Origin of the sequence: Rhodococcus oryzae, assembly GCF_005049235.1 — a bacterium.
In the GTDB taxonomy this organism is placed as follows: Bacteria; Actinomycetota; Actinomycetes; order Mycobacteriales; family Mycobacteriaceae; genus Rhodococcus_G; species Rhodococcus_G oryzae.
Genome location: NZ_SUMD01000011.1, coordinates 158,968 through 184,486, shown reverse-complemented (window position 1 = coordinate 184,486; position 25,519 = coordinate 158,968). Strand labels below are relative to the sequence as shown.

Below are 25,519 nucleotides of genomic sequence, written 5' to 3'. Positions count from 1 at the left end.
CCCCCGCCCGCCCCCCCCCCCCACTGCGGCGTAGCCCGCATTCAGGAGAAGGCGCCCATCACCGGTGTCCATTCGGTGAACCGTGCGGCCTCGACGAGGCCCGCCTTGGCGAAGGGGTCGTTCGTGAAGAGCGAGCGCACGGCCGCGACGTCCTCGGCCGTCACCAGGATGAGTGCGCCGCTGCCGTCCGCGAAAGGTCCCGTGGTCAGTACGGTGCCGCGCTCGACCAGCCCGGACAGCCACGCGCGGTGGTCGGGCCGGACCTCGTCCCTGGCGTCGGAGGTGGCCTCGCTGTAGGTGTACTCGACGGCGAAGATGGGCATGGGGGCTCGCTTTCGGGAGTGGTTGGCGGGTCTCTAGAGGGTGAGGAGCATGCGGGTGTTGCCGAGCGTGTTCGGCTTCACGTAACTCAGGTCGAGGAATTCCGCCACGCCGGTGTCGTAGGACCGGCACATCTCGCCGAACACCTCTGCGGTCACCGGGGTCCCCTCGATCTCGACGAAACCGTGCTTGCCGAAGAAGTCGACTTCGAAGGTGAGGACGAACACGCGCCCGAGTTCGAGCTCGCGCGCGACCTGGACGAGCTGCGCGACCACGAGGTGCCCGATACCGCGGCCCTTGACCTTCGGGTCGACGGCGACCGTGCGTACCTCGCCCAGGTCGGCCCACAGGACATGCAATGCGCCACAACCGATCACCTCGCCGTCGAGTTCGACGATCCAGAACTCCTGAACGGCCTCGTAGAGGGTCACCAGGTTCTTCTCGAGCAGGATCCGGCCCGCGTAGATGTCGATCAGGCGCTTGATCTGCGGCACGTCGGAGGTTCGTGCGCGGCGGACGGTCGGAGCGTCCGGATCGGAGGTCATGGGCCCAGAGGTCATGTGGTGAAGAGTAGTCATGGAGCCAACCGATATTCTTAGCCATGTGCCCGCCCGATTGGACAGCTTCCGCGAAGAAACCCCCTTCTATGGGGTGGCGTCTCGCGCTGCGTGGGTGGCAGCCCGGTGACCGCGCAGTCGCACGACGAGATGGCGTCCGGCGGGCACCAGGACTCGGGGACTGAGGCGGCACCGGTGTCCGGCGGCGTGCCGCACGAGAAGCCGGTGCCGGTGGTCAACATCGCCAACATCCTCACCGTGCTCCGCATCTTCCTGGTCCCGGTCTTCCTGGTCACGCTGTTCATGGACGGCGGGCACTCGACCTTCTGGCGGATCATCGCCACGATCGTCTTCGCGGTCGCCGCGATCACGGACCGGATCGACGGCCAGCTCGCTCGGAAGTACGGACTGGTCACCGACTTCGGCAAGTTGGCCGATCCCATCGCCGACAAGGCCCTGATCGGTGCCGCACTGGTGGGGCTGTCGATGCTCGGCGATCTCAGCTGGTGGGTCACGGCGATCATCGCGGCCCGCGAACTCGGGATCACCCTGATGCGGTTCGCGGTCCTGCGGCACGGAGTGATTCCCGCGGGACGGGGCGGCAAGCTCAAGACACTCGTGCAATCCCTGGCCATCGGCATGTACCTGCTGCCGCTGCCAGCGGGTTGGGCGACGGTGAGCGCGATCGCGATGGGCCTGGCGGTCTTCCTCACCGTCGTGACCGGACTGGACTATGTGATCCAGGCGGTCCGCCTCAGAGCCGGCGTGCACCCGCACGAACCCGGGCAATGACCGACCCCCTGGTCGCCGGGACCGAGGCGGCCGAGCTGGTGTCCGCTCTCACCTCGCGGGGGCAGACGGTCGCCACCGCTGAGTCGCTGACCGCGGGGCTGCTCGCGGCCACGATCGCCGGCATTCCGGGCGCGAGCCTGGTGCTGCGCGGCGGACTGGTGGTGTACGCGACAGATCTCAAGGCCGGCCTCGCGGGCGTCGATCCCGCGGTGCTGGCCTCGGACGGTCCGGTCGCCGCGAGCACGGCCAGGGCGCTGGCGGTGGGCGCGCAGGCACGGTGCGGGGCCGACTGGGGTGTGGGATTGACCGGTGTGGCGGGGCCCGACACGCATGATGGCCTGCCGGTGGGCACGGTCTATCTCGGTATCGCCGGTCCCGACGGGGTCTCGGCGGAGCGGCTCGAACTCGCCGGTGACCGCTGGGCGATTCGCAGTGGCGCGGTCCGATCGGCCGTGTCGACACTCCTAGTCCGCATGCGCGCGGCCGCGGCGGGATAGGCTCGGTTTGCTCAAGCCGCGGCCACCGGGAACCATTTCGGAACCTTCGGGCGTTGAACAAGCTGTTGGGCGGAGATGAAGGAGGAGCCACATGGCGGTGCTGTTGCGTGAAGCAATCGGTGACAGTCTGCGGCGTGCGAGGGTCTCGCAGAGCCGAACCCTGCGTGAGGTCTCGGGCACCGCGCGGGTGAGCCTGGGCTATCTCTCCGAGGTGGAACGCGGGCGCAAGGAGGCCTCCAGCGAGCTGCTGGCGGCCATTTGCGATGCCCTCGAAGTGCCCCTGTCCGAGGTTCTGTACGACGTCAGCGAGTCGCTGTCGGACTCCGCCGCCGATCGGGGCGCCCCGGCGAACCCGAACGTGGCCCCCGCGAGCGCGACCCCCGGTGTGGCCGGCGGTTCGCCACGCATCGCCGAGGACACCCGCATGGTGATCCCCGCGCCGAACGCCACCGCGCTCGCCGCCGCGTAAGTTCTTGGCAATTGGGCCGTGGCGAGGATGCCAGCGGTCGTCCGAACCGATAGATTTGTGTGTGACCACCAGTCCTCGACTGGTGGGTCCGACCAGCAGGTAGGGCAGTGCCCGTGTTCCGGTGCGTGACGGTCGCGCATCGGGTCGCGCATCGCGCGGCGCATCAAATGGAGGCAGGATCAACCCATGGCTAATCCGTTCGTCAAGGCATGGAAGTACCTGATGGCGCTCTTCAATGCGAAGATCGACGAGAAGGCCGACCCGAAGGTTCAGATTCAGCAGGCGATCGAGGACGCGCAGCGTCAGCACCAGGCACTTTCCCAGCAGGCCGCGTCGGTGATCGGTAACCAGCGTCAGCTGGAGATGAAGCTCAGCCGCCAGCTCGACGAGGTGGAGAAGCTCAACGCCAATGCCCGTCAGGCGGTGACGCTGGCGGATCAGGCCGCCACGGCCGGTGACGTCGAGAAGGCCACCCAGTACACCAATGCCGCCGAGGCGTTCGCCGCGCAGCTCGTCACCGCCGAGCAGGGCGTGGAGGACCTCAAGGCGCTGCACGACCAGTCGCTGCAGGCCGCCACCCAGGCCAAGAAGGCCGTCGAGCAGAACGCGATGGCCCTGCAGGCCAAGGTCGCCGAGCGGACCAAGCTGCTCAGCCAGCTCGAGCAGGCCAAGATGCAGGAGAAGGTCAGCGACTCACTGCGCTCGATGGACAGCACGCTCTCCGCACCGGGCAACACCCCGAACCTGGACGAGGTCCGCGACAAGATCGAGCGTCGCTACGCGGATGCGCTCGGTTCCGCCGAGCTGGCGCAGAACTCGGTGCAGGGCCGCATGATGGAGGTCCAGCAGGCGAGCGTCCAGATGGCCGGGCACAGCCGGCTCGAGCAGATCCGGGCCTCGATGAAGGGCGACGCGCTGCCCACCGGCGGCACGGCGACCCCCGCGGTGGCCCCCGCCACCCCGGCAGCCCCCGCCACCCCGGCGGCCAAGCCCGATGCAGCGGGACCTGCCGCGCAGTAGTCGCGTGGTCCGATGAGGGTGAGATGACGAGTTCGAGGCGCGGCCGAGCGGGAAGCGATTCCCGTTCGGCCGCTGCCATTTTCGCCGCCGCGGCGAACGGTGCCTCCGGTGTGGTCGCGGCCACCGAGGCGGCCCGCACCGTGAGCGGGTCGGTGGCCTCGGCCGTGCGGAAATGGTCCGATCCCCGTGCGAAGTTGCTCCGCAGGCGGCGCCGCGCGAACCGGCGTCGGATGCGGTACGGCACCGTCTCGGGTGCCTCGGCGGTCGGCACGGTAGGCCTGGCCGTGGCATCGGCGCCGGAATGGTCGCTGATCGTGGGCGGCGGCGCCACCGCGCTGTTCGCGGTTCCGGCGGTGGCCGCATGGCGAACCTACCGGCGGCTCAACGAGATTCCGTTGCCCGCGCGCACCCCGGCGCGACGGGCACTGCCGCCGATCGGGTCGGCGGCACGTGAGCCGGTTGGTCGGCTGCTCGGCGCACAGACGGGTCTGCAGGAGCTGCTGGGGGTGCTCACCAGGTCCGCGGTGGTCGCGGAGGAGGACATCGAGCAGATCGGCGAGACCGCGGCGTCGGCCGCCGAGGCGCTGTTCGCGGTGGCCGACGACGTCACCGCGATGGAACGTGCGGGTTCGACCACGGCCGGGCTGCAGCTCGGCGACGCGATCGACGCCACGGCTGCCCGGCTGTCGGCAGGTGTGGAGCAGTACGAGGAGCTCCTCGCCTCCGTGGCGAAGATGACGGTACCGGCCACGGCCGATTCGCTCGGAGCCCTCGAAAGGCAGCGGTCCGAGATGCTTTCGGCTTCGGATCGCCTGGAGGGATTGGCCGGGGCGCTCGAGGAGATCGAGGCGATCACGCGCAGGCACCGCGCCTAGTCGTCGACGCCGCGCGCGGCCAATGCCTCGCCCATCGCGTCGGCGGTGCGCAACGCGCCCACCACGACCGGCACCGCGAGTGCACGCAGCGAGAACCCAAGGCCCCTGGCCTTTCTCGCCTCCGTCACGTCGGAGACGAGGCCGCTGAGCAGGGGGATGCACCGGATGGTCATGGCGAGGACAAGTCCAACCCGATCCGGGTTGACGCCGAACCGCCGCAACGGCGCCAGCATCCGCTCGACCGCGTCCAGCATGTCCATCACCTTGGTGGTCAGCGTGACCAGGGCGGCGAGCGCCACGGACAGCAGCAGCACCCCGCACACCACCAGAGCGCGCTGCCAACCGGTGAAGATCACCTGGAAGGCGCCGACGAAGAGGAGCATCCAGATGGCCGGTCGCAGCTGCCCGATGGTGAGCCGCCATGGGATGCGCGCCGTCGCGAATCCCGCCGCCACCAGCAGCGCGGCGGGGATGAGTTGCCAGGGTGACCGCACCGCCGCTGTGAGCGCGATGAGCGCCACGACGAGGCAGGCGAGCTTGGCCCCTGCGGGTGCTCGATGCAGCAGTGAGGCGCCCGGGTGGTAGATGCCGAGCGTGGTCATCCGATCAGTTGCCGGTAGAAGCCGATCGCCTCGTCCGGGGCGCCGTCCGCGACCACCCGGCCCGAATCGATCACCAGTACCCGGTCGAAGTCGCCGAGCAGGTCGAGCTGGTGGGTCACCGCGATCACCTGCTGGGTCAGCGCGGCGAAGGTCTCGGCCACCAGACGGGTGTTGCGCAGGTCGAGCAGCGTGGTCGGCTCGTCGGCGACGATCAGCTCGGGGTCGGTGACCATGATCGCGGCGAGGGCGAGCAGCTGCTTCTGGCCGCCGGAGAGCAGATGCGTCGGGTGCTCGGCGTGCCCGGCCAGTCCGAACGTCTCGAGCACCGTCGCGACCCTGGCGGCGCGATCGGCGGCGGGAATCGAGCTGCGGCGCAAGGAGAACGCGATGTCCTCCGCGACCGTCGGCATGATGATCTGATGGTCCGGGTCGGTGAACACGAAGCCGACCTTGCGCCGCACCTTGCGGCCCTCGCGCGCGGTGTCGAGGCCGTCAACCGTCACCCGACCGCCACTCGGTGTCACCAGGCCGTTGATCATCCGGGCCAGGGTGGACTTGCCGCTGCCGTTCGCGCCGATGACCCCGATCCGCGCCTCGGTGAGGACCAGATCGACATCCGTGAGCACGGCGCGCTCACCGTAGTGGTGAGCGACGCACTCGAAGCGGATCTCGGGCATCGGTGGGACTAGACGGCGTCGGCGGGCGTGCGAGCCGGTGCCGCCGACGTCAGCAGCGCCGGGTAGGCGCGATGCACCTGGGCGGCCACGACCGCCGCGATGACGGCCTTGAGGAGGTCGCCGGGGACGAAGGTGCCGTTGGCGCTCAGCGCCTGCCAGAAGGTGAGGTCGCTGCGGAGCATCATGCCCGCGATGCCGAAGGCGTAGATCACCACGATCCCGCCGAGCGCGTTGATGACGATGCCGATGAAGACGTTGTAGCGGGGCAGCATCTTGACCGTGAGCCAGCCGATCAGCGCAACCGCCGGAATCCAGCCGATGAGGAATCCACCGGTGACGCTGGACAGGGAGGTGAGTGAGGTCCGGCCGCCCGCGAGCACGGGCAGGGCCAGGCCGAGCACGATGACGGTGAGCACGGTCAGGACGCCCTTGCGGGGTCCCAGCAGCGCGCCCGCGACCATCACGCCCAGCGTCTGCAGCGTGATGGGGACGCCGGAGGAACCGATGGTGATCGTGCCGGGCAGCCCGAGGGCGATGATCAGGGCGGCGAACACCGCGACCTGGGCGAGGTCACGAGCGGTGTTGCGGGGGGCGCCTGCGGTGCGTGTAGACACGAGCGGTAGAGCTCCTTGCGAGTACGGGGACAACCCGCTGAGCCTATGCCAGCGGCCGGCACCTGCGGTGGTTCACCCGGACCGCTGCGACCTCGGCACCCTAAGGGATCACCCTGATCTTTCCCTGATCTTGCCTCTGAGCTGGTGCTTTTCTCATCGAGCCCTGCCAGGCTGGACGCATCGGGCCGTCAAGTGTGGCGGTCGGATCGAGTGAACGGAGACCCCGGTGTTCTGGAAGATCGTAGGTATTGTCGCCCTCGTCTGGATCGCGCTCGCCGTGGTCGGCGCGCTGGTCAAGGGGCTGTTCTGGGTTCTGGTCGTCGGTGCGGTGGTGTTCGGGCTGTACCTGCTCTTCAAGGCGATGTCCGACAGCGACACGAAGGACGTCACCCGGCTCTAGCGCGGCGCCGCGCGGTACCACCCGGGGCCGGGCATGCTGAGGCGCATGGAGCCGATTCCCGAGGACTGGAAGCGGGGCGTCGTCATCGTCGCCCATCCCGACGACATCGAGTACGGGGCCGCTGCGGCGGTGGCCCGCTGGACCGGACAGGGCAAGGACATCCGGTATGTCCTCGCGACCAGCGGCGAGGCGGGCATCGCGGGCCTGTCTCCCGCCGAGTGCGGGCCGCTGCGCGAGGAGGAGGAACGCCGCTCGGCGGCCGTCGTCGGTGTCGCAGAGGTCGAATTCCTGGGCCACCCCGACGGCAGACTCCAGGAGGGGCTGGACCTGCGACGCGATCTGGCGGGCGCGATCCGGCGGCATCGGCCCGAGTTCGTGCTCACCATGAATCATCGCGAGACCTGGGGGCCGGGCTTCCTGAACAGCGCCGATCATCGGGCGCTCGGACAGAGCGTGCTCGACGCGGTGTCCGACGCGGCCAACGAGTGGATCTTTCCCGAGCTCACCGAACCGCGGTGGTCGGGCGTGCGGTGGGTGGCGGTCAACGTCATGGTCGGGGCCACGCATGCCGTCGACGTCAGCGACACGGTCGACACCGCGGTGGCGTCGCTCGCCGAACACAGCCGGTACCTGCAGGCGCTCAGCGATGTCCCGGTGCTGGACCAGGCGCGGGCGCAGATCGAGATGGCAACCGGTCCGAGGGACGGTTTCGCCGCCGATCGTGCCGTCGGCTTCGAGCTGTACCAGTTCTGACGACCAGTGGATGGGCAACTGCGTGTGGAACTCGAACCGAGCATGGACGAAGCCGAGCGGTTGTATCCGAGGGTTCTCGCCCGCATGACGCAGTTGATGCGCGAGGTCGACGAGCACGGTGATGGGGGACCGGCGTCTGAACGCGCCGCAGAAGACATCAGACGGCTCACGTCCAAGACGGTCGAGCCTTCCGAGCTTCTCTACGCATGGGAAAGCGAAGGCGAGGAGGTCGTCGCGTTTCGGCTCAGTCTCCCGGATCCGCCAGTCGTGGAAGACATCTCATTCGGCGAGCTGACAACACTGGTTCACCGGGCGATGACCCACCCGGTGCCCGCCGGAGACGGTTTCGCCTCCACCTTCAGTTCGTACCTCGATCGCTGGTACGCCGCGCTGTTGCGTCGAAATTTCGCCCGATACCGTCCACAGCTGTTCAACCGGCGCCGAAGTCCGGGTGGAGACTGGTATGACCCCAGCGCTGAGGAAATCGCCACCGCCATCAGTCCGCGGGATTCCTGATCGACCGGTCGGCCGACGCGCTCGCCGAGGTGGAGGCGGAATGGACCGCCCACCTCGGCGAGCGGACCGTCAGCGGATCGGCGCCCCGACGATGACGGATCCCGCGCCAGGGACCGCCTCGATGTCGATCGGCAGCGGGGCGACCCGCTCGCCGTCGGCATACGCGGTGATGCCCGCCGCCTCGAGCCGGACCCGGCGGGACCGGAACGTCTGCACCTCGTCCAGGTCGACGTGGGTGCCCTTGTAGACCGTCGGGAACAGGCGCACCAGCCGCAACCGGCTGCCCGCCGCCACCACGGTGACGTCCAGCAGTCCGTCGGTGACCTCCGCGTTCGGGGTGATCAGCATGCCGCCGCCGTACGAGGTGCCGTTGCCGACCGTGACCATCGCCGCGTCCAGTTCGATGGTCTGGTCGTCGAGCACGATCCGGTAGGGGATCGGGCGCAGCTGCGCCAGCTCGACGAGCATCGCGACGTTGTAGCGCATCGGACCGCGGGGCCACCGAAGCCTGTTCGCCCGGTCGGTGACCAGCGAGTCGAAGCCGCTGGAGAGCACTGTGCCGAACCAGCGGTCGCCGATCTTGCCGAGATCGATGGTCTCGGTGGTGCCGCGGGCGATGACATCGGCGGCGGCGGCCGGGTCGTCGACCGGGATGTGGAACAGCCGGGCGTGGTCGTTGCCGGTGCCGCCGGGGATGATGCCGAGCGGGATGCCGCTCTGGGCCAGGGCCTGCCAGGCGATGCTGATCAGCCCGTCGCCGCCGGCCGCGACCAACGCGTCGGTGCCGTCGGCAACCGCCTTCCGTGCCAGCTCGAGCGCCTCGGCCGCGGACTCTCCCTCGATCTCGGAGACCTGCACGCCGAGCTCGCGGAGTCGGGCGATCGCGGCCGCGGCGGCCTCCGGGGCGTGGCCGTTGCCTGCGGCGGGGTTCGTCAGAACCGTGACTGATCTCATGGAATCAGCTTGCCAGGGTTGAGGATTCCGGTGGGATCAACGGCGTCCTTGACTGCCTGGAGCACCCGTCCGCCCAGCTCGCCGACCTCGTCCGACATCCACGGACGGTGATCGCGCCCGACGGCGTGGTGGTGGGTGATGGTGGCGCCGACGGAGACGATCGCGTCGCCCGCGGCCTTCTTCGCGGCCGCCCACTGGGGCAGCGGATCGGCGGTCTGTGCGCAGACCACGGTGAAGTAGAGGGAGGCGCCGGTCGGGTAGGTGTGCGAGATGTGGCACATCACCAACGCCGGGGTGCCCTGTGCGGTCAGCGACTCGGTGAGCGCGGTGGTGACGGCGGTGCGCAGGTTCGACAGGTTCGACCACGTGGTGGCCGTCTCCAGGGTCTCCACGATGGCGCCCGCGTTGAGCAGCGCATCGCGCAGGTACGGCGCGTCGTAGCGGCCGTGCTCCCAGGACCTGGCGGGCTGCTCGCCCAGGTCGGTGCCGCCCGCGGCGGCGAGCAGCGCGCACGCCTCGGCGTGCCGGGACTCCGTGTGCGCCGCGGTGCCCTCGAAGGTGGTGATCGCCAGGCAGCCCGCCGCGGGGCTCTCGCCGCCGACGTCGCCGGCCAGCGCCAGGTTGAGGCCCGTCTCGGCCTCGTCGGACAGCCGCATCACGGTCGGGGTCGCGCCCGTCTGGATCACCGTGCGCAGCGCGGCCGCGCCGGTCTCGAAATCGGGGAACGACCAGGCCCGGTAGGCGGTGGTCTCGGGGACCGGGTGCACCCGAACGGCGACCTCGGTGATGATCCCGAACGCACCCTCCGACCCGACGAACAGCTCGCGCAGGTCCGGTCCGGCTGCGGACGCGGGCGCCCGGCCGAGGTCGAGATCTCCGGTGGGGGTGGCGACCCGGATCCGCTGGACCATGTCGTCGAAGCGGCCGTAACCGGCGGAGGCCTGTCCGGAGGACCTGGTCGCGGCGAACCCGCCGATCGTGGCGAACTGGAAGCTCTGCGGGAAGTGGCCGAGCGAGAAGCCGTGCGTGCCGAGGAGCTGCTCGGCCTGCGGGCCGGTGACGCCTGCCTGCAGGGTCGCGATGCCGGACACGGCGTCGAGCTCGAGCAGGGCGTCCAGGCGGCGCAGGTCGAGGGCGATCACCTCGTGGAACCCGCCTCGTGCCGGGTCGACGCCGCCGACCACGCTGGTGCCGCCGCCGAAGGGCACGACCGCGATGGACTCGGCCGCGCAGTACCGCAGCAGGGCGAGCACCTCGTCGTGTGAGCCGGGCAGGACCACCGCGTCGGGGGCGTTCTGCGGCTCGGTGTCCTTGCGGCGCAACAGGTCCGGCGTGCTCTTGCCGCCGGCGTGGCGGAGCCGGGTCGCGTCGTCGGTGCGCACGTGCTCGGAGCCGATCAGCTCGTCGAGGTCGGTGCGGTGGCCCTCGGTCAGGCTGGTCGGGCGCAGCACCGCTGCCGACTCCTCGGGCGGCGGCGACTGCTCGGCGCTGACGCCGAGCGCGGATCGGAGCAGGGTGAGCACCTGCGGCGAGAGCTGCTTGCGGAACTCCGCGACTCCCCAGGCGTCCCACTCCATGGTGGGTGCCGCGGTGTCGGGGAACTGCGGAGTGGAGGCTGATTGCGGAGCTGCGGTGTCGGACATGCGTTACAGTGTTACATACGATGTCTATCCGTAACGCTGATCCGCAGACTGCAGCTGCAGCGCCCACCGTCGACGACCTCATTCTCGACGCAACCCGAGCCTGTGTGCTCGAATTCGGCCTGAGACGGACCACCCTCGCCGAGATCGCCCGTCGCGCGGGGGTGAGCCGACCCACCGTGTACCGCCGCTGGCCCGACACCAAGGCGGTCGTCGCGGACCTGCTGACCAGGGAGATCGAGCAGGCGCTGCCGGAGATGTCCGGGTCGGGGGTCGCACGGGAGCAGTTGGTGCGCGGTGTGGCGGAGACCGCCGAGACGGTGCGGACCCACCCGCTGTTCGTCAAGATCCTGCGCTCGGACCCAGAACTGCTCATCACCTACATCGTCGACCGGCTCGGGGCGAGCCAGCGGGCGATCGTCGAGACGCTCACCCCGGTCGTTCTGGTCGGGCAACGCGACGGCTCGATTCGCGCTGGCGATGCCACCGGTATCGCCACCATGATCCTGCTGATGGCGCAGTCGGTCGTGCAGTCCGCAGGCATGGTCGCGGAGATCCTGCCGCCGAAGGCGCTGATCGCGGAGCTCGCGCACGCGGTCGACGCGTACCTCAGACCACCCCTCACCTAGGAGCAACCGTGAACCAGCAATCGAAGTCGGCGCTGAACGCGGACCGGCGCAGCCGGGAACTGTCCGGGCTCGGCGACGGGGCCGCGGTGGACGTGCTCGTCGTCGGCGGTGGCATCACCGGTGTCGGTACCGCCCTCGATGCCGCCTCGCGTGGCCTGCGGGTGGTGCTCGTGGACAAGCACGACCTGGCGTTCGGGACGAGCCGATGGAGCTCCAAGCTCGCCCACGGCGGGTTGCGCTACCTGGCGTCGGGAAATGTCGGCATCGCGCGGGAGAGCGCAGTCGAGCGCGGGATCCTGATGACGAGCACCGCGCCGCACCTGGTCCGGGCGATGCCGCAGCTCGTGCCGCTGCTGCCGTCGGTCGGGGCCTTCGAGAAGACCTTGGTGCGAACGGGATTCCTGGCAGGCGACGTGCTGCGGGCCACGGCCAGGACGTCGACGAAGGTGCTGCCGCGCTCGCGCCGGGTGTCCGCCGACCGCGCCGCGGAGCTCGCGCCCGCGGTCCGGCGGGACGGCCTGCGCGGCGGGCTGCTGGCGTTCGACGGCCAGCTGATCGACGATGCCAGGCTGGTGGTGGCCATCGCGCGCACCGCTGCGCAGCACGGCGCCACGGTGCTGACCCGGGTGGGCGCGTACGACGTGACCGGTACCTCGGCGCGGCTGCGTGATGAGCTGACCGGCGAGGAACTGACGATCCGGGCGCGCGCGGTGGTGAACGCGGCGGGGGTCTGGGCCGGGCAGGTCGATCCCGACATCCGGCTGAAGCCGAGCCGGGGCACCCACCTGGTGTTGCCTGCGCAGGCGCTGGGCAATCCCACCGCCGCCCTGACGGTGCCGATCCCTGGGGAGACCAACCGATTCGTGTTCGCGCTGCCCGCGCAACTCGGCCGGGTCTACCTCGGCCTGACCGACGAGGCGATCGAGGGCGAGATCCCCGACGTGCCGCAGGCCGCGGACTTCGAGATCGACTTCCTGCTCGACACGGTGAACACCGCGCTGGGTACGCCGCTGACCCGGGCGGACGTGCTGGCCACCTTTTCGGGCCTGCGGCCGCTGCTCGACACCGGCGAGGGCTCCACCGCCGATCTCTCGCGCAACCACGCGGTGCTCCGCTCGTCGAACGGCGTCATCAGTGTGGTCGGCGGCAAGCTCACCACCTATCGGAAGATGGCGCAGGACGCTGTCGACGCCGCCGTCCGCGCGGGTGGCCTCGTGGCGCGGCCGTGTGTGACCACCAAGCTCCCGGTGGTCGGCGCGGGGCCGGTCGCGGGCGACCTGCCCGCCTCGCTCGTCGCCCGCTACGGGAGCGAGTCGGCACAGGTGGCGGCGGCGGGCGAGCTCGCCCCGATCGCGGACGGCATCGATGTCACGCATGCCGAGCTGGCCTTCGCGGTCAGCCACGAGGGTGCTCTCGACGTCGACGACCTGCTGGACCGCCGGACCCGGATCGGGCTGGTGACCGCGGATCGCGAGCGGGCGATGCAGGCGGCCGAGGCCGCGCTGAAAAACGGCTGACGGCGAGGATCTTCGGGCTTTCTCCGCGACACCGGTAATTGAGGACCGTTTCTGACCGCAATTGCTCGTAGCGTCATCCCTACCAACAGCCAAGGGAAGGCCGATCACATGAGCACCGTTCAGAACGCCGCCGCACAGTCCACCGTCACCGGAGAGCACGCCGACTTCCTGGCGATGCTCGCCGATCAGCGCCAGACCTTCCTCATCACGTTTCGGGGACTCGACGACGCGCAGGCCCGGACGCGGTCCACGGCAAGCGAACTCACCCTGATGGCCCTCGTCAAGCACGTTGCCGCCACGGAACGGAACTGGGTGGAGACGATCCTCGAGCCCGACGAGAACGCCGAGTTCGACATGGAGATCGCCACCGCGGCGTGGACAGTGGGCGAGGACGACACCCTGGCCTCGCTGCTCGAGGACTACGCGGCCGTCGCGCGGGCGACCGAGGCCGCGGTCGCGGGACTGCCGGACCTGGGCGTGCTCATCCCGATGCCGACCGCACCGTGGGCCCCCGAGCGTGAGTGGTGGGCGGCCCGAAAGATCCTGCTGCACATCCTCCGGGAGACCGCGCAGCACTCGGGTCACGCGGACATCATCCGCGAGTCGCTCGACGGCGGGAACACCACCATGCAGATGGGCGCCGACGCCGGCATGGAGTTCTAACGGGGGAGGTCGCGCTCGGCGGCGACTCCGAAGTAGTCGCCGCCCTTGTGCTCCGGGTTGTGGGTGCCCCACGCGCGGACCCGGTCGACGGGCACCAACCGGGGGATGTGCTTGCGGCAGTGGATGTATGCCTCCTCGACGTGCACGAGGACCCAGCGCTCGGCGCGGCGGCCGCGCACCCGCTCCGTCGGAAGGTCCGGGTGCGCGTGGCGCAGCTCGTCATCGGGGACGATCTGCGCCGTGCCGTTGACGTGCAGGCCGATCAGATCGGTGACGAAATCCGCCATGAACAGCCCGATGTGCGGGTTCTCGACGATATTGCCCAGGCTGGCCATCACCCCGTTGCCCTGGTACTCGGGATATCCGAGGAGGTCCGCGGCGAAGACCTGGACGAAGCCCGGTGGGCCTGCCCGCAGCGACACGTCGCAGGTGCCATCCGGCGCGGCCGTGCCGATGAACAGCAGGTCCATTCCCGCGATGAACTCGATCATCGCGGGGTTCAGGTGGGCGCACATCTGGCGGTCGTAGAAGCGGTCGGCGCGGAACGAGGTCCCCAGTTCGTCCTGCATCGTCCGCTCGCCGTTGGTGCCATTCGCCGGGAGTTCGGCGCTGGACATCGTGGTTCTCCTGGAGCCGAGGCATGTGGTGCGAAGCGATCACCCTCATGTTCCGTCCGGACCGGGTCCGCCACCACCGACCCTGGGGTGACGATCCGCCACCCTTGGGGTGGCCCGCCTCGGTGCCGAGCGGACCCGGTCCGCCGGGAGTAGCGTCGGAGTTCGTGAGCATTCGACTCGGATATCAGATGCCCAACTTCAGCTACTCGCGGTCGGTGCGGGAGCTGTTCCCCACCGTGATCGCCCAGGCCCGCGAGGCCGAGGCTGCCGGATTCGACACCGCCTTCGTGATGGACCACTTCTATCAGCTGCCCGGCATCGGGGAGCCCGACGAACCGATGCTCGAGGCCTATACCGCGCTGGCCGGGCTTGCGGCGTCGACCCAGAGCATCCAGCTCTCGGCGCTCGTCACCGGCAACACCTATCGCAACCCGGCCATGCTCGCCAAGACCGTGACGACCCTCGACGTGGTCAGTGGCGGGCGGGCCGTGCTCGGCATCGGCGCCGGCTGGTTCGAGCTCGAACACCGCCAGTTCGGCTATGAGTTCGGTACTTTCACCGATCGCTTCGAGCGGCTCGGCGAGGCGCTGGAGATCATCGTGCCGATGCTGCGCGGGCAGCGTCCGACGTTCGAGGGCAAGTGGTACCGGACCGAGGGGGCGATCAACGAACCGCGGATCCGCGACGATCTCCCGATCCTGATCGGCGGCAGCGGCGAGAAGAAGACCTTCGCGTACGCCGCCCGGTTCGCCGACCATCTCAACGTGATCTGCAACGCATCCGAGCTGCCCCGCAAACTCGACGCGCTCGACGCGCGCTGCGCGGAGATCGGCAGGGACCGCAGCACGCTGGAGACGAGCTTCCTGGCATTCGTGATGATCGACGAGGACGGCGATCGCGCCCGCCGGCTGCAGCGCGACTTCCTGCTCGCTCGTGGCATCGACCTGAGCGCGCTCGACGAGGACGAACGCGCCGCCGCGACGGACCGGCAGTTCGTCGGCGATCCCGACGACGTGGCCGAGCAGATCGCGTCGCGGGTCCTCGATCGCGGGATCGACGGCGTCATCATCAATCTGGTCGCGAACGGCCACGAGCCGGGCATCGTCGAGTTGGCGGGCCGGACCCTGGGCGGGTTGGTGCGCCACTGAGAGGAGGCGAGCGGGATGGAGCGCAGGAGTGACGCGGCGCAGACCCGGCGGGGCGGGGATCGGCGTTCCGCGTTCGAGCGGTTCGTCGAACAGGCCCAGCTCCGGGTCAGTCAGGCGCCCTTCTTCTTCGTGTGTGCCGGGTTGGTCGCCCTCTGGCTGGTCAGCCTTCCGATGTGGACCGACCTCAAGACGTGGCAGGTCGCCATCCATACCGTCGCAAGCGTCTTCACCCTGCTGCTGGTGGTGCTGCTGGAGAACGCGAGCCGCCGGGCCGACGAGGCGGCGCAGGAGAAGCTCAACGTCATCGCCGAGGCGTTGGCCGCGCTGATGGATTCGTCCGCGGCGCACGACCCGGCACTGCGCGAGGCGGCGACACGGCTCCGCGACGCCGTCGGACTCGAAGCACGTCACTGAGGTCAGGGCGCTCCGGCCGCTGTGGCACGCTGATCGGATGCGAGTCGCCGTCGTCGCCGGACCGGATCCGGGTCATGCCATTCCAGCCATCGCGCTCTGCCTGAGATTCATTGCGGCCGGCGACGATCCCGTTCTCTTCACCGGGGTCCGCTGGCTGGAGGCGGCGCGCGAGGCCGGCATCACCGCGCGCAAGCTCAAGGGCCTGGCGCCGCGGCCCGAGGACGACGACATGGACGCGGGCCAGCGCATCCACTCGCGGGCGGCGCACATCTCGACCGAGGTGCTGCCGGACCTGAGCGCGATGCTCCCGGATCTGGTGGTCTCCGACATCCTCACCGCGGGCGGCGGGATGGCGGCCGAACGCCTGGACGTGCCATGGGTCGAGCTGTCGCCGCACCCGCTGTACTCGCCCTCGAAGGGGTTGCCGCCCATCGGCAGCGGCCTCGCGCCGGGGGAGGGCCTGCGTGGCCAGGCCAGGGACGCGCTGATGCGCACGGCCACCGCGCGTTCGATCCGGCAGGGCGCGCGCCAGCGATCCGCCGCCCGGGTCGGCGTCGGGCTGCCCGCGACGGACCCCGGCCCGGTCGCCCGGCTGATCGCGACGCTGCCCGCGCTGGAGGTGCCGCGGCCCGACTGGCCGGAGAACGCGCACGTGGTCGGTCCGCTGTTGTGGGAGCCGACGGCGGACCTGCTGACGCCGCCGCCGGGCGACGAGCCGCTGGTGATGATCGCGCCCTCGACCGCGTTCACCGGCGCCGAGGGCATGCTGGAGACGGCGCTGAAGGCCCTCGACGGCGCGGGCGTGCGGGTGGTCGCCTCGATGCTCGACGAGCCGCCGACCGACCTGCCGGACTGGGCCCGCGCGGGCCTCGGCAGGCAGGACGCGTTGCTCGCGCAGTCCGCCGCGGTGGTGTGCGGCGGCGGGCACGGCATGCTCGCCAAGACCCTGCTGGCCGGGGTCCCCGCGGTCACGGTGCCCGGCGGTGGCGACCAATGGGAACTGGCGAACCGCGCGGCCAGGCAGGGCAGCGCGGTGGTGGTGCGCCCGCTCGGGGTCGACGCCCTGCGCGAGGCCGTCCTGCGCGTGCTGTCCGAGCCCGGGTTCGGTGCGGCCGCGGCGGGCGCGGCGGCGGGCCTGACGGAGGTGGCTGACCCGGTGGCGGTGTGCAGGGCGGCGGCCGGCTGATGGTGCGCGCTACCGTTGCCGTGTGCGACTGACCGAGTTCAACGAGATGGTCCACGGCGAGTTCGGCCGACTGTACGGCGACTCGCTGCTGGTGGACCACGTCCTGATCAGCCTCGACGGCAAGACCGCGGCCGAGGCCATCGAGGCAGGTCGCGATCCCCGTGAGGTCTGGCGTGCACTGTGTGCCGAGTTCGAGGTCCCGCGCGCCCGCTGGTGAACCCGGATCCGTCGATTGGTCCGGCGCCACGCCGCCGCGGATGTTGACTCGAACAGGTGTTCCCCTATGCTTGGACTGTGTTCGGTGATCGCACGGATCGGCGACCTTGTTCCTGGACAAGTCGACTGATCACGAACTTGTCGGTACCCCGCTCTAACGTGACGGCATCGCTTGAAACAGATCGCTGATGAAGCCCAGATCGCTGGACGAGTCGTTGACTTAAGGAGAACCGAAGATGGCACCACAGGCACACGATCGCGACAAGGCGCTCGAGCTCGCACTGGCGCAGATCGACAAGAACTTCGGCAAGGGCTCGGTGATGCGCCTCGGGGACGAGTCCCGTCAGCCCATCGCGGTCATCCCGACCGGGTCGATCGCGCTGGATGTCGCGCTCGGCATCGGCGGTCTGCCGCGCGGTCGTGTGGTCGAGATCTACGGTCCGGAATCCTCCGGTAAGACCACGGTCGCCCTGCACGCGGTCGCCAACGCGCAGGCCAACGGCGGAATCGCGGCCTTCATCGACGCCGAGCACGCGCTCGATCCGGACTACGCCAAGAAGCTCGGCGTGGACACCGATGCGCTGCTGGTCTCGCAGCCGGACACCGGTGAGCAGGCACTGGAGATCACGGACATGCTGATCCGTTCCGGCGCGCTCGACATCCTGGTGGTCGACTCGGTGGCGGCGCTGGTGCCCCGCGCCGAGATCGAGGGCGAGATGGGCGACAGCCACGTCGGTCTGCAGGCCCGCCTGATGAGCCAGGCGCTGCGCAAGATCACGGGCGCGATGAGCAACTCCGGCACCACCGTCATCTTCATCAACCAGCTGCGCGAGAAGATCGGTGTCATGTTCGGCTCGCCGGAGACCACCACCGGCGGTAAGGCACTGAAGTTCTATGCGTCCGTCCGGATGGACATCCGGCGAATCGAGACGTTGAAGGACGGCTCCGACGCGGTCGGTAACCGCACCCGCATCAAGGTCGTCAAGAACAAGATGGCGCCGCCGTTCAAGCAGGCCGAGTTCGACATCCTCTACGGTCACGGAATCAGCAAGGAAGGCTCGCTGATCGACATGGGCGTCGAGCACGGCTTCATCCGGAAGTCGGGCTCCTGGTTCACCTACGAGGGCGACCAGTTGGGACAGGGCAAGGAGAACGCCCGGAAGTTCCTGCTGGAGAACACCGACATCCGCGATGAGATCGAGAAGAAGATCAAGGAAAAGCTGGGCATCGGCGCCGACGTGACGGCGGACGCGGCGCCTGCTGCCCCGGTCGACTTCTAGGACCACCGTGCGCTCCGGTGACGATGCCCCCCGGACCCCCGCCGCTCAGGAGGCGCAGGCAAAGGATGTGTGCCTGCGCCTCCTGACGGATCGGGCGCGTAGCCGGGCGGAGCTGGCGAAGAAGCTCGCGGACAAGGGCTTCGACGAGGATGTCGCCGTGCGGGTGCTCGATCGGCTCACCGTGGTCGGCCTGATCGACGATGCGTCCTTCGCCGCCCAATGGGTGCATTCGCGACACACCTTCTCCGGCAAGGGGAAGCGCGCGCTGGCGATGGAACTGCGCACCAAGGGGGTCGCGCCGGAGATCGCCGCGCAGGCGCTCGACCAGATCGACGGTGATGACGAGCGTGCCCGCGCCATCGAACTGGTGCAACGGAAGCTGCGCACCATGTCCCTGGACTTCGAGATGGACGGACCGGGCGGGCGCAGCAGCGAACGGGACCGGGCCGTGCGCCGGCTGGTGTCCATGCTGGCCCGCCGCGGCTACCCGCAGTCGATGGCCTTCGATGTGGTGAAGAGCGAACTCGCGCAGGCCGGTTCGGAGCTCGACGGCCTGGTGGACGGCTAGGGCGTCCCTCCCGCGGCCGGGAGGACCCCCACCCTCCTGAGCTCGTCGAGTATCGACGTGCGGGTCAGGTATGCCGCAATCCGCAGTTCGTCGCCGCGTCGGCGCAACAGGAAGTCCGAGGCCATCGTGAGGGTGACGGGGTCCGAGGAACGTGGCCGCAGCGGGATGGACCAGGTGGTGCCGGCGAGACAGTAGTGCTCGCCCAGCCAGGTGGCGGAGTGCGAGGCGAGGGTGGTGCCGCCGTAGCCGATCGCCGCGAACAGCTCCGAACGCGCGGCGATTCCGGCGAGCAACTGTTCGCGGCTGATGTGCTGGTTGCCGTCCGGATCTCCGACCAGCACCTGGTCTTCGTAGAGTGGCCCGAATTGTTCGGCGCTGTCGGCGTCGGCGTAGCACGCGAGGAAGGCTTCGATCTGAGCAGAATCGCATGATTGCATGCACTCTAATTATACCGTGGCGGAAGGCGATTCGGCGTTAGGCGCGCCGCACTGCGGCTAGTGAAGAAGTGCCCAAGGTCATCGACGCTGATCGTGCGCGAACCTTGGGCGAATCGTTCCTCAGATCGTTGCTCACGCTGTGAGCGACGCAGTCGCTGATTGATCTAGTCGAACCAGGGGACCGAAAGGTGCTCCAAGACCGTGTCCGAGCTTGTCAGCGAAATGGTGAGCAAGAATGTTGAGTCGTTCTCGGCGTCCTCGCGCAATGTGACCCTGTACATCCCAGGCTCTGCCGGAAATCGCTGCGAATATCCTGCGAGCGGTGACTCATCTGCGAACTGAGCGGCCATCGACAACTGGGTGTAGTCCGTGACCCAGAGGCCTTCAGCGCCGACTTGCACAATGCCAGAAGCTTCGCGGAGTGCCTGCACAGGCGAAGACTCGGACTCAACAATCAGATTGCTGTTCGCGTTGTCGGGGCCAGGATAGGCGACGAATAGTGAACCTCGGTTCATCTGCTCCACAAAACGCGCAAGGAGGTCGTCGAGCGCCCAATCCTCATCTACGAACCCGCGATAGGTATCGGGTGCGACTACACAGACGAAACCGTCCTCGTCCACCTGCAAACTCAGATCGATGTTGCTCACGTTCACACTCTAGGTGGGTAGGCCGGTTCGGAGCTCGACGACCAGATCTCCTAGCCGTCGATGTCGAGTGCCGTCCCGTACAGCCGATCCGCCTTCAGCCGGATCACCACGCGACGTTCGGCGACCAACTGCTCGAGGAACGCATCCTCATCCTCCGGCTTCGCGGCCTCCGGAACCATCGCGAGCAGCTCTCGCCCGATCGCATCACCCGGCGTCGTGGTGATCTCGGAGACCTCGGCCTCGCCCTCGGCCACGGCGAACGACCATACGTCGCCGCCCGGAACATGTACGGCCGCGCGCGGGTCACGTCGAAGTTGCGTGACCTTGATGCGGTCGGCCGTGGTGGAGAACCGCACGATGCGCGCTTCGGCGTCCCAGTTGTAGAGCATGGTCGTGAGATGGGGATGGCCACTGCGCTTATTGGTGGCAAGGGTGCCGAACTGCTGAGTGCGCAGCAGCTCGGAGAGTGCGTCGTCGGACAGGGTGCGGGGTGCTGGACCTTGAGCCATGACGTGGTCAACTTTCGTGTGCGCCCAGGTATTCCGACAACCTCACCCTCCGGAGGTCCGACCAGGGCCTCGGTGGTGCCTACTATGGAGGAGATCGGAGTACCTGCAGTTTCGACGCCGGACCATCCCAGTGGAAATGTTCGGCCAACACTGTGAGGAGTCCACATGACTCGAGAGGGAAGCATCCGGATAGGCAACCGGACCGTCACCTATCTCGAAGTCGGTGACCCGGGCGGCCCACTCGTCCTGCACAACCACGGGGGACCCTCGAGTCGACTCGAGGCCGAGCTGTTCGATTCGTCCGCGAAGGCCAACGGAGTGAGATTCGTCTGCGCGGATCGGCCGGGCATGGGCGGGTCCGATCCTCAGCCGGGCCGCACCTTCGAGGGCTGGGCCGATGACCTCTCGCTACTGGCCGACGCCCTTGGCGCGCACCGATTCGCGGTGACCGGCTGGTCCGAGGGTGGACCGTGGGCCCTTGCGTCCGCCGCGTACCTGGACCCCGCGCGTCTCGTCCACGTCACCTGCATCGCAGGCGGCAACTACGGAACGTTCGGACCCAATTGGGCCGCGAAGTACCTGAGCAGCGTCGACGCGCTGGGCGGTCGCCTGGCGCTGCACTTCCATCCCGGATTCACGCTCATGTACGAGCTGCTCGGCATGAGCGCCAGCCATTTCGAGGATCGGTACGCCAAGGCGATCATCAAGTCGGTGAGCGCCCCGGATCGGGCGGTGCTGGCCGACGAGGAGGTCCTCAGGCTGTTCCTGGGAGCGAGTCGGGAGTGCTTCCGGCCCGGTGCAGGTGGGCTCGTGGTCGACGCCACCATGCTCTACGAGGCCTGGCCGTTCGACATGACCGGAGTGACGCGCCCGGTGCATTTCTGGCAGGGCAGCGATGACACCCTGGTGCCCGAGATCATCAACAAGACGGTGGCGGACAAGACCCCGGGGGCGCTCTGGCACCCGATCAGCGGCGGTGGTCATTTCATCGCCGTCAGCCACGCGGACGAGATTCTCGCGCTGGTGGCGAACGATCTTGCGTCGGAGTCGAACTGAACCGGTCTCAGATTCGCCCGGCTAACCGCGAACCTCGGGTTCGTTGCCGGTCAGGTCCATCCCCGGTACGGAGGTGACCGGGACGGCGGTCGGGACCACAGCGGCGCGGCCGCGCCTGCCGGTGCGCAACCGCTTCTCGACCCGGGTGGCGAGGAGGGTCAGCGCCGAGTTCAGCACGATCATGATCGCGGCCACCACCAGCAGGGCCGGTAGGTAGTTGCCGTAGAACGAGCCGAGCTGCTGCCCCGAGCGGACCACCTCGATGTAGCCGATGAGGTAACCGAGCGCGGAGTCCTTCAACGCGACCACCATCTGGGAGATGAGCGCGGGCAGCATCGCGGTCACCGCCTGCGGCAACAGGATGGTCCGCATGATCATGCTCTTGCGCATGCCGAGCGCCTTCGCGGCCTCGGTCTGGCCCTTCGGGAGCGACTTGATGCCCGCGCGGACGATCTCGGCGATGACCGAGCCGTTGTAGAGCGTCAGTCCCGTGACCACGGCCGCGAGCGCCAGGTACTTCGCCTTGAAGATCTGGTAGTCGGCGAACAGCTGGTAGGCGAAGATCATCAGGATCAGCACCGGGATCGCGCGGAACAGCTCGACGAAGAAGCCTGCCGAGCTCCGGATCACCCGGTGATCGGACAGTCGGGCGATGCCGAGCACCGCGCCGAGGATCAGCGCGAGCACGATCGAGAGGGCCGCGGCGATCAGGGTGCCTCGGATGCCGGGGATCAGATACGTCGTCCACGAGGTGGATTCGGTGAAGGGGCTCCACTTCTCGGAGGTGAGCTGGCCCTTCGAGTCGAGCGCGCGGTAGACGAGGTATCCGATGACGCCAAGCGCCACCGCCACCGCCACCGACAGCAATCGGTAGAGATTGCGTGCCTTCGGGCCGGGCACGTCGTAGAGGAGGGTCGGTTCGGCTCTCATCGGGCGACCTCCAGCCGCTTGCCCAGATAGCCGAAGAGCAGTCCCATCGGCAGTGTCAGGATCACGAACCCGAGGGCGAAGATGCCGCCGACCACGAAGATCGCGGCCTCGTTCTCGATCATCGACTTCATCAGCAGCGACGCCTCGGCGACACCGATCACCGAGGCGATAGTCGAGTTCTTGGTCAGCGCGATCAGCACGCTGCCCAAGGGAGCGATCACGGACCGGAACGCCTGCGGCAGCACGATCAACCGGAGGTTCTGCGCGAAGGTGAGGCCGAGCGAACGCCCGGCCTCGGCCTGGCCGACGTGCACGGTGTTGATGCCGGCGCGCAGCGACTCGCAGACGAACGCGGCGGTGTAAACGCTCAGGCCCAGGATTGCGAGCCGAATGTTGTTGTCCACCAGGAAGGTCGGTGAGTTCTCCGGCGCCAGGCTGACGCCCATCGTCTGGTACAGGCCGAACGAGCAGAAGATGATGATCAGCGTCAGCGGGGTGTTGCGGAAGATGGTCACGTAGGCCGTGCCGATCCACCGGGCCACCGGGATGGGGGAGACACGCATGGCGGCCAGGATCGTGCCGAGGACGAGCGCGCCCACCGCGGACAGCGCGGTCAGCTTGATCGTCATCCAGAATGCGGAGATCAGTTGATCCCAATACTCACTGAGTATGTCCACGCGGCCTCTCCCGAGTCGTGATGATGCGGCTGCGCCGCAGTGGTGCGGTTACGGGGAGCTGGCCCTCCGTGACCGCACCACTGGCGCGTAGCGCCGGCTAGTAGCGGTCGACGGTGGGCGGAGCCGGGATCGGGTAGCCGGACGGGCCGACGTTCTTCTCCAGCGCCGCCTGCCAGGAGCCGTCCGCGATCATCGCCTCGATCGCGTCGTTGATCTTGTTGCGGGTCTCGGTGTCGCCCTTGGCGAGTCCGATGCCGTAGTTCTCGGTGGTGAACGGCTGCCCGACGACCTTGAGCTGGCCCGGGTACTGGGCGGCGTAGCCGGCCAGGATGACCGCGTCGGTCGTCACCGCGTCCACCGCGCCGTTGCGGAGCGCCTCCACACAGGCGGAGTAGGTGTCGAACTCCTGCAGCTGGACGTCCTTGGCGTAGTTGTCCTTGACCTTCTGCGCGGGCGTCGAACCGGTCACCGAGCACAGCTTCTTGCCGCCGGTGAGGGACTCGGGGCCGGTGATATCGGTATTGTCCGAGCGCACCAGCAGGGACTGGCCGGTGGTCAGGTACGGGCCGGCGAAGTCGACCTTCTCCTTGCGGGCGTCGGTGATCGAGTACGTCGCGACGATGTAGTCGACCTCGCCGTTCTGGATCAGCGTCTCGCGCTGGGCGGAGGGGGACTCCTTGAAGGTGATGCCGGAGGCGGGCACGCCCAGCTTGTCGGCCACGTAGGTGGCGACGTCGACATCGAAGCCGGTGAACGTGCCATCGGGATTGCGCAGGCCGAGGCCGGGCTGGTCGAACTTGATGCCGACGGTCAGCTTGCCGCTCTCGGCGCTCTCCGAGGCGTTCTTCTGCTCGTCGCCTCCGCACGCGGTGGCGACGACGGCGATAGCGACCATGCCGACGCCGAGTCGTAGTGCGCGAGTGATCCTCATGGTGTTCCTCTCTGTGGTCAGAACGGTGGTGAAGGGTGGCGGGTGGGGCCGTGCCGGAGGGGTGTCCCGAGCTCAGTGGCCCAGGATCTTGCCCAGAAAGTCCTTGGCGCGGTCGGTCTCCGGTGCGGTGAAGAAGGTCTCGGGATCGGTGTCCTCGACGATCAGGCCGTCGGCCATGAACAGGACGCGATTGCCCGCGCGGCGGGCGAACCCCATCTCGTGGGTGACCACGAGCATCGTCATGCCCTCCTTCGCCAGCGAGATCATCACCTCGAGGACCTCGCTGACCATCTCGGGATCCAGCGCGGAGGTGGGCTCGTCGAACAGCATCACCTTGGGGTTCATCGCGAGTGCCCGCGCGATGGCCACCCGCTGCTGCTGCCCGCCTGAGAGCTGGGCCGGATACTTGTCCGCCTGGTTGGCGATGCCGACCCGCTCGAGCAGTTCCGTCGCCCGCTGCTTGGCCTCGCTCTTGCTCTTCTTGCGCACCTTCATCGGCCCGAGCATCACGTTCTCGAGAATCGTCTTGTGCGCGAACAGGTTGAAGGACTGGAACACCATCCCGACGTCGGCCCGCAACGCGGCGAGCGCCCGGCCCTCGGCGGGCAATTCCTTGCCGTCGATCGCGATCGTTCCGGAGTCGATCGGCTCGAGCCGGTTGATCGTTCGGCACAGCGTGGACTTTCCGGACCCCGACGGCCCGAGCACGATCACGACCTGGCCGGTCGGGACCTCCAGGTCGATGTCGCGAAGCACGTGCAGGTCACCGAAGTGTTTCTGGACCGACTTCATCGAGATCATGGTGGGGGAGTCGGCCACCGAGGTGGCAGCCCCCGATTCACCCGCGTTCGTCATAGCCCAAGACCCTAGGGGGTCGGGACGGCGCACCGCGACCTTTGCGGGCCGCCGCGCCGCGCCCCGGTAGGTTTGCCGGGCCGAACGCGACAGGAAGCAAAGGGGAGCGCATGACCGGGGACCTGACCTGCCGGGCCGACGTGGAGGCCCTGCTCCGACGGTTCTACGGCCGGGCCCTGATCGACGACCTGCTCGCGGAGCCGTTCACGGAGGTGCGCGAACAGGGCCTCGAGTCCCATCTGCCGGTGATGTGCGACTTCTGGGAGACGGTGTTGTTCGGCGCGGGAACCTACCGTGGTAGCGCGTTCCGGGTGCACCAGAGGGTCCGATCACAGCACCCGTTCGGGGCCGAGCACTTCGACCGCTGGCTCGAACTCTGGCACCGCACCGTCGACGAGATGTACACGGGTCCGCACGCGGACCGGGCCAAGGTCCAGGGCGCGGGGATCGCGACGTCGATGAACCGGCGTTTGTCGGGGCTGCCGAGCGTCGCGGCGGAAGCACTGCGCCTGGGCGTACCGGGTTCGGCGCCGCCCGCCTGAGCCCCAGGCA

At 68.8% G+C, this 25,519-nt stretch carries 34 protein-coding genes; 19 read left to right on the top strand and 15 right to left on the bottom strand.

The features are described 5' to 3' along the window. Positions 1–41: 41 nt before the first annotated feature. Both FCG67_RS21015 and FCG67_RS21010 read right to left on the bottom strand, forming a co-directional pair. The gene (locus FCG67_RS21015) at positions 42–323 is read right to left on the bottom strand and encodes a YciI family protein (RefSeq protein ID WP_136911578.1); all 282 of its coding nucleotides are present in this window, start codon (positions 321–323) and stop codon (positions 42–44) included. Between the two features lie 33 nt (positions 324–356). After that, positions 357–881: an amino-acid N-acetyltransferase gene (locus FCG67_RS21010; RefSeq protein WP_077041355.1), complete on the bottom strand. Its 525-nt coding sequence runs from the start codon at positions 879–881 to the stop codon at positions 357–359. Positions 882–1,028: 147 nt separating this feature from the next. Here FCG67_RS21010 and pgsA point away from each other — a divergent pair, with 147 nt between their 5' ends. From pgsA to pspM, 5 genes are all read left to right on the top strand, one after another. Continuing rightward, the gene (gene pgsA, locus FCG67_RS21005) at positions 1,029–1,670 is read left to right on the top strand and encodes a CDP-diacylglycerol--glycerol-3-phosphate 3-phosphatidyltransferase (RefSeq protein WP_136911598.1); all 642 of its coding nucleotides are present in this window, start codon (positions 1,029–1,031) and stop codon (positions 1,668–1,670) included. Beyond that, complete coding sequence (locus FCG67_RS21000) at positions 1,667–2,167, top strand: CinA family protein (protein ID WP_136911577.1); 501 nt, start codon at positions 1,667–1,669, stop codon at positions 2,165–2,167. Before pgsA ends, FCG67_RS21000 begins: the two co-directional genes overlap by 4 nt. A 91-nt stretch (positions 2,168–2,258) precedes the next feature. Then, positions 2,259–2,636 carry a helix-turn-helix domain-containing protein gene (locus FCG67_RS20995; RefSeq protein WP_077041357.1) on the top strand — a complete coding sequence of 126 codons (378 nt, stop codon included), beginning with the start codon at positions 2,259–2,261 and terminating at the stop codon, positions 2,634–2,636. A gap of 186 nt (positions 2,637–2,822) precedes the next feature. Then, entirely contained in the window at positions 2,823–3,656 is an 834-nt protein-coding gene (locus FCG67_RS20990) for a PspA/IM30 family protein (protein WP_136911576.1), read from the top strand. 23 nt (positions 3,657–3,679) lie between these two features. Next, positions 3,680–4,531: a phage shock envelope stress response protein PspM gene (gene pspM, locus FCG67_RS20985; RefSeq protein WP_246045197.1), complete on the top strand. Its 852-nt coding sequence runs from the start codon at positions 3,680–3,682 to the stop codon at positions 4,529–4,531. Here the strand turns inward: pspM and FCG67_RS20980 are convergent. Genes FCG67_RS20980 through FCG67_RS20970 form a run of 3 tightly spaced genes read right to left on the bottom strand, consistent with a single transcriptional unit; the run spans position 4,528 to position 6,424 of the window. After that, the gene (locus FCG67_RS20980; protein WP_136911575.1) at positions 4,528–5,133 is read right to left on the bottom strand and encodes an energy-coupling factor transporter transmembrane component T family protein; all 606 of its coding nucleotides are present in this window, start codon (positions 5,131–5,133) and stop codon (positions 4,528–4,530) included. The two genes, pspM and FCG67_RS20980, sit on opposite strands and share 4 nt — an antisense overlap. Next, on the bottom strand, positions 5,130–5,810 hold the full coding sequence (locus tag FCG67_RS20975) for an energy-coupling factor ABC transporter ATP-binding protein (protein WP_136911574.1): 681 nt from the start codon (positions 5,808–5,810) through the stop codon (positions 5,130–5,132). The genes FCG67_RS20980 and FCG67_RS20975 overlap by 4 nt, the downstream gene beginning before the upstream one ends. Positions 5,811–5,818: 8 nt before the next feature. Further along, a complete protein-coding gene (locus tag FCG67_RS20970; protein ID WP_136911573.1) occupies positions 5,819–6,424 on the bottom strand; it encodes a biotin transporter BioY in 606 nt (201 codons plus the stop codon). A 226-nt stretch (positions 6,425–6,650) separates the two neighbouring features. Here FCG67_RS20970 and FCG67_RS25090 point away from each other — a divergent pair, with 226 nt between their 5' ends. From FCG67_RS25090 to FCG67_RS20960, 3 genes are read left to right on the top strand one after another with little or no spacing between them, the layout of a single operon-like run. Beyond that, positions 6,651–6,824: a hypothetical protein gene (locus tag FCG67_RS25090; protein ID WP_169310579.1), complete on the top strand. Its 174-nt coding sequence runs from the start codon at positions 6,651–6,653 to the stop codon at positions 6,822–6,824. A gap of 45 nt (positions 6,825–6,869) precedes the next feature. Continuing rightward, positions 6,870–7,577, top strand: a complete 708-nt coding sequence (locus FCG67_RS20965) for a PIG-L deacetylase family protein (RefSeq protein WP_136911572.1) — start codon at positions 6,870–6,872, stop codon at positions 7,575–7,577. A 42-nt stretch (positions 7,578–7,619) separates the two neighbouring features. Continuing rightward, entirely contained in the window at positions 7,620–8,093 is a 474-nt protein-coding gene (locus FCG67_RS20960) for a hypothetical protein (RefSeq protein ID WP_136911571.1), read from the top strand. A gap of 69 nt (positions 8,094–8,162) precedes the next feature. Here FCG67_RS20960 and FCG67_RS20955 read toward each other — a convergent pair whose 3' ends face one another. Continuing rightward, positions 8,163–9,047, bottom strand: coding sequence for a diacylglycerol kinase (locus FCG67_RS20955; RefSeq protein WP_136911570.1), 885 nt, complete (start codon positions 9,045–9,047; stop codon positions 8,163–8,165). Next, entirely contained in the window at positions 9,044–10,624 is a 1,581-nt protein-coding gene (locus FCG67_RS20950; RefSeq protein ID WP_211243289.1) for an FAD-binding oxidoreductase, read from the bottom strand. The genes FCG67_RS20955 and FCG67_RS20950 overlap by 4 nt, the downstream gene beginning before the upstream one ends. An 86-nt stretch (positions 10,625–10,710) precedes the next feature. On the opposite strand from FCG67_RS20950, the gene FCG67_RS20945 reads away from it, so the two are divergent. The 3 genes from FCG67_RS20945 (at position 10,711) to FCG67_RS20935 (ending at position 13,496) form a co-directional block, all read left to right on the top strand. After that, positions 10,711–11,316: a TetR/AcrR family transcriptional regulator gene (locus FCG67_RS20945; RefSeq protein ID WP_136911568.1), complete on the top strand. Its 606-nt coding sequence runs from the start codon at positions 10,711–10,713 to the stop codon at positions 11,314–11,316. Positions 11,317–11,324: 8 nt separating this feature from the next. Further along, positions 11,325–12,833, top strand: coding sequence for a glycerol-3-phosphate dehydrogenase/oxidase (locus tag FCG67_RS20940; protein ID WP_136911567.1), 1,509 nt, complete (start codon positions 11,325–11,327; stop codon positions 12,831–12,833). Between the two features lie 108 nt (positions 12,834–12,941). Then, positions 12,942–13,496 (top strand): DinB family protein, encoded by a 555-nt coding sequence (locus FCG67_RS20935; RefSeq protein WP_136911566.1) that lies wholly within the window; start codon positions 12,942–12,944, stop codon positions 13,494–13,496. Here FCG67_RS20935 and FCG67_RS20930 read toward each other — a convergent pair. Next, on the bottom strand, positions 13,493–14,113 hold the full coding sequence (locus FCG67_RS20930; protein WP_136911565.1) for a pyridoxamine 5'-phosphate oxidase family protein: 621 nt from the start codon (positions 14,111–14,113) through the stop codon (positions 13,493–13,495). The genes FCG67_RS20935 and FCG67_RS20930 overlap by 4 nt on opposite strands. A gap of 164 nt (positions 14,114–14,277) precedes the next feature. Here FCG67_RS20930 and FCG67_RS20925 point away from each other — a divergent pair, with 164 nt between their 5' ends. The 6 genes from FCG67_RS20925 (at position 14,278) to recX (ending at position 18,925) form a co-directional block, all read left to right on the top strand. After that, positions 14,278–15,261, top strand: coding sequence for an LLM class F420-dependent oxidoreductase (locus tag FCG67_RS20925; protein ID WP_211243288.1), 984 nt, complete (start codon positions 14,278–14,280; stop codon positions 15,259–15,261). Positions 15,262–15,276: 15 nt separating this feature from the next. Continuing rightward, positions 15,277–15,675: a low affinity iron permease family protein gene (locus tag FCG67_RS20920; protein WP_136911564.1), complete on the top strand. Its 399-nt coding sequence runs from the start codon at positions 15,277–15,279 to the stop codon at positions 15,673–15,675. Positions 15,676–15,712: 37 nt separating this feature from the next. Further along, positions 15,713–16,861, top strand: coding sequence for a glycosyltransferase (locus FCG67_RS20915; protein WP_136911563.1), 1,149 nt, complete (start codon positions 15,713–15,715; stop codon positions 16,859–16,861). 22 nt (positions 16,862–16,883) lie between these two features. Next, positions 16,884–17,078 (top strand): DUF3046 domain-containing protein, encoded by a 195-nt coding sequence (locus tag FCG67_RS20910; protein WP_077041371.1) that lies wholly within the window; start codon positions 16,884–16,886, stop codon positions 17,076–17,078. A gap of 235 nt (positions 17,079–17,313) precedes the next feature. Continuing rightward, complete coding sequence (recA, locus tag FCG67_RS20905; RefSeq protein ID WP_136911562.1) at positions 17,314–18,357, top strand: recombinase RecA; 1,044 nt, start codon at positions 17,314–17,316, stop codon at positions 18,355–18,357. Positions 18,358–18,364: 7 nt separating this feature from the next. Next, positions 18,365–18,925 (top strand): recombination regulator RecX, encoded by a 561-nt coding sequence (gene recX, locus FCG67_RS20900; RefSeq protein ID WP_136911561.1) that lies wholly within the window; start codon positions 18,365–18,367, stop codon positions 18,923–18,925. Here the strand turns inward: recX and FCG67_RS20895 are convergent. The 3 genes from FCG67_RS20895 to FCG67_RS20885 all read right to left on the bottom strand — a co-directional run bounded on the left by FCG67_RS20895 (position 18,922) and on the right by FCG67_RS20885 (position 20,518). Further along, positions 18,922–19,362 carry a hypothetical protein gene (locus tag FCG67_RS20895; RefSeq protein ID WP_136911560.1) on the bottom strand — a complete coding sequence of 147 codons (441 nt, stop codon included), beginning with the start codon at positions 19,360–19,362 and terminating at the stop codon, positions 18,922–18,924. The two genes, recX and FCG67_RS20895, sit on opposite strands and share 4 nt — an antisense overlap. Positions 19,363–19,526: 164 nt before the next feature. Next, the gene (locus tag FCG67_RS20890) at positions 19,527–20,009 is read right to left on the bottom strand and encodes a hypothetical protein (RefSeq protein WP_136911559.1); all 483 of its coding nucleotides are present in this window, start codon (positions 20,007–20,009) and stop codon (positions 19,527–19,529) included. Between the two features lie 50 nt (positions 20,010–20,059). Next, the gene (locus FCG67_RS20885) at positions 20,060–20,518 is read right to left on the bottom strand and encodes a pyridoxamine 5'-phosphate oxidase family protein (protein ID WP_136911558.1); all 459 of its coding nucleotides are present in this window, start codon (positions 20,516–20,518) and stop codon (positions 20,060–20,062) included. A 165-nt stretch (positions 20,519–20,683) separates the two neighbouring features. On the opposite strand from FCG67_RS20885, the gene FCG67_RS20880 reads away from it, so the two are divergent. Beyond that, positions 20,684–21,574, top strand: coding sequence for an alpha/beta fold hydrolase (locus FCG67_RS20880; RefSeq protein ID WP_136911557.1), 891 nt, complete (start codon positions 20,684–20,686; stop codon positions 21,572–21,574). A gap of 21 nt (positions 21,575–21,595) precedes the next feature. Here the strand turns inward: FCG67_RS20880 and FCG67_RS20875 are convergent, their stop codons facing one another. From FCG67_RS20875 to FCG67_RS20860, 4 genes are all read right to left on the bottom strand, one after another. Beyond that, positions 21,596–22,504: an amino acid ABC transporter permease gene (locus tag FCG67_RS20875; protein WP_136911556.1), complete on the bottom strand. Its 909-nt coding sequence runs from the start codon at positions 22,502–22,504 to the stop codon at positions 21,596–21,598. Further along, the gene (locus FCG67_RS20870; RefSeq protein ID WP_097211215.1) at positions 22,501–23,181 is read right to left on the bottom strand and encodes an amino acid ABC transporter permease; all 681 of its coding nucleotides are present in this window, start codon (positions 23,179–23,181) and stop codon (positions 22,501–22,503) included. Before FCG67_RS20870 ends, FCG67_RS20875 begins: the two co-directional genes overlap by 4 nt. A 97-nt stretch (positions 23,182–23,278) precedes the next feature. After that, positions 23,279–24,112, bottom strand: coding sequence for a glutamate ABC transporter substrate-binding protein (locus FCG67_RS20865; RefSeq protein WP_136911555.1), 834 nt, complete (start codon positions 24,110–24,112; stop codon positions 23,279–23,281). 72 nt (positions 24,113–24,184) lie between these two features. Beyond that, entirely contained in the window at positions 24,185–24,913 is a 729-nt protein-coding gene (locus FCG67_RS20860; RefSeq protein ID WP_097211334.1) for an amino acid ABC transporter ATP-binding protein, read from the bottom strand. A 164-nt stretch (positions 24,914–25,077) separates the two neighbouring features. Between FCG67_RS20860 and FCG67_RS20855 the strand changes: the two genes are divergently transcribed. Continuing rightward, positions 25,078–25,509, top strand: a complete 432-nt coding sequence (locus tag FCG67_RS20855; protein WP_136911554.1) for a group III truncated hemoglobin — start codon at positions 25,078–25,080, stop codon at positions 25,507–25,509. Positions 25,510–25,519 lie beyond the last annotated feature (10 nt).

What these genes read in the sequence shown, in the direction of transcription:
- FCG67_RS20965 (WP_136911572.1), top strand. Translation starts at nt 6,870, where the DNA reads ATGGAGCCGATTCCCGAGGACTGGAAGCGGGGCGTCGTCATCGTCGCC.
- FCG67_RS20975 (WP_136911574.1), bottom strand. Translation starts at nt 5,810, where the DNA reads ATGCCCGAGATCCGCTTCGAGTGCGTCGCTCACCACTACGGTGAGCGC.
- recA (WP_136911562.1), top strand. Translation starts at nt 17,314, where the DNA reads ATGGCACCACAGGCACACGATCGCGACAAGGCGCTCGAGCTCGCACTG.
- FCG67_RS20915 (WP_136911563.1), top strand. Translation starts at nt 15,713, where the DNA reads ATGCGAGTCGCCGTCGTCGCCGGACCGGATCCGGGTCATGCCATTCCA.
- FCG67_RS20880 (WP_136911557.1), top strand. Translation starts at nt 20,684, where the DNA reads ATGACTCGAGAGGGAAGCATCCGGATAGGCAACCGGACCGTCACCTAT.
- FCG67_RS21015 (WP_136911578.1), bottom strand. Translation starts at nt 323, where the DNA reads ATGCCCATCTTCGCCGTCGAGTACACCTACAGCGAGGCCACCTCCGAC.
- FCG67_RS20930 (WP_136911565.1), bottom strand. Translation starts at nt 14,113, where the DNA reads ATGTCCAGCGCCGAACTCCCGGCGAATGGCACCAACGGCGAGCGGACG.
- FCG67_RS20885 (WP_136911558.1), bottom strand. Translation starts at nt 20,518, where the DNA reads ATGGCTCAAGGTCCAGCACCCCGCACCCTGTCCGACGACGCACTCTCC.
- FCG67_RS20860 (WP_097211334.1), bottom strand. Translation starts at nt 24,913, where the DNA reads ATGATCTCGATGAAGTCGGTCCAGAAACACTTCGGTGACCTGCACGTG.
- FCG67_RS20950 (WP_211243289.1), bottom strand. Translation starts at nt 10,624, where the DNA reads ATGGAGTGGGACGCCTGGGGAGTCGCGGAGTTCCGCAAGCAGCTCTCG.
- FCG67_RS20855 (WP_136911554.1), top strand. Translation starts at nt 25,078, where the DNA reads ATGACCGGGGACCTGACCTGCCGGGCCGACGTGGAGGCCCTGCTCCGA.
- FCG67_RS20980 (WP_136911575.1), bottom strand. Translation starts at nt 5,133, where the DNA reads ATGACCACGCTCGGCATCTACCACCCGGGCGCCTCACTGCTGCATCGA.
- FCG67_RS20960 (WP_136911571.1), top strand. Translation starts at nt 7,620, where the DNA reads ATGGACGAAGCCGAGCGGTTGTATCCGAGGGTTCTCGCCCGCATGACG.
- FCG67_RS20955 (WP_136911570.1), bottom strand. Translation starts at nt 9,047, where the DNA reads ATGAGATCAGTCACGGTTCTGACGAACCCCGCCGCAGGCAACGGCCAC.
- FCG67_RS21010 (WP_077041355.1), bottom strand. Translation starts at nt 881, where the DNA reads ATGACCTCTGGGCCCATGACCTCCGATCCGGACGCTCCGACCGTCCGC.
- FCG67_RS20895 (WP_136911560.1), bottom strand. Translation starts at nt 19,362, where the DNA reads ATGCAATCATGCGATTCTGCTCAGATCGAAGCCTTCCTCGCGTGCTAC.
- FCG67_RS20945 (WP_136911568.1), top strand. Translation starts at nt 10,711, where the DNA reads ATGTCTATCCGTAACGCTGATCCGCAGACTGCAGCTGCAGCGCCCACC.
- FCG67_RS20935 (WP_136911566.1), top strand. Translation starts at nt 12,942, where the DNA reads ATGAGCACCGTTCAGAACGCCGCCGCACAGTCCACCGTCACCGGAGAG.
- pgsA (WP_136911598.1), top strand. Translation starts at nt 1,029, where the DNA reads ATGGCGTCCGGCGGGCACCAGGACTCGGGGACTGAGGCGGCACCGGTG.
- FCG67_RS20875 (WP_136911556.1), bottom strand. Translation starts at nt 22,504, where the DNA reads ATGAGAGCCGAACCGACCCTCCTCTACGACGTGCCCGGCCCGAAGGCA.
- pspM (WP_246045197.1), top strand. Translation starts at nt 3,680, where the DNA reads ATGACGAGTTCGAGGCGCGGCCGAGCGGGAAGCGATTCCCGTTCGGCC.
- FCG67_RS20995 (WP_077041357.1), top strand. Translation starts at nt 2,259, where the DNA reads ATGGCGGTGCTGTTGCGTGAAGCAATCGGTGACAGTCTGCGGCGTGCG.
- FCG67_RS21000 (WP_136911577.1), top strand. Translation starts at nt 1,667, where the DNA reads ATGACCGACCCCCTGGTCGCCGGGACCGAGGCGGCCGAGCTGGTGTCC.
- FCG67_RS20865 (WP_136911555.1), bottom strand. Translation starts at nt 24,112, where the DNA reads ATGAGGATCACTCGCGCACTACGACTCGGCGTCGGCATGGTCGCTATC.
- FCG67_RS20920 (WP_136911564.1), top strand. Translation starts at nt 15,277, where the DNA reads ATGGAGCGCAGGAGTGACGCGGCGCAGACCCGGCGGGGCGGGGATCGG.
- FCG67_RS20990 (WP_136911576.1), top strand. Translation starts at nt 2,823, where the DNA reads ATGGCTAATCCGTTCGTCAAGGCATGGAAGTACCTGATGGCGCTCTTC.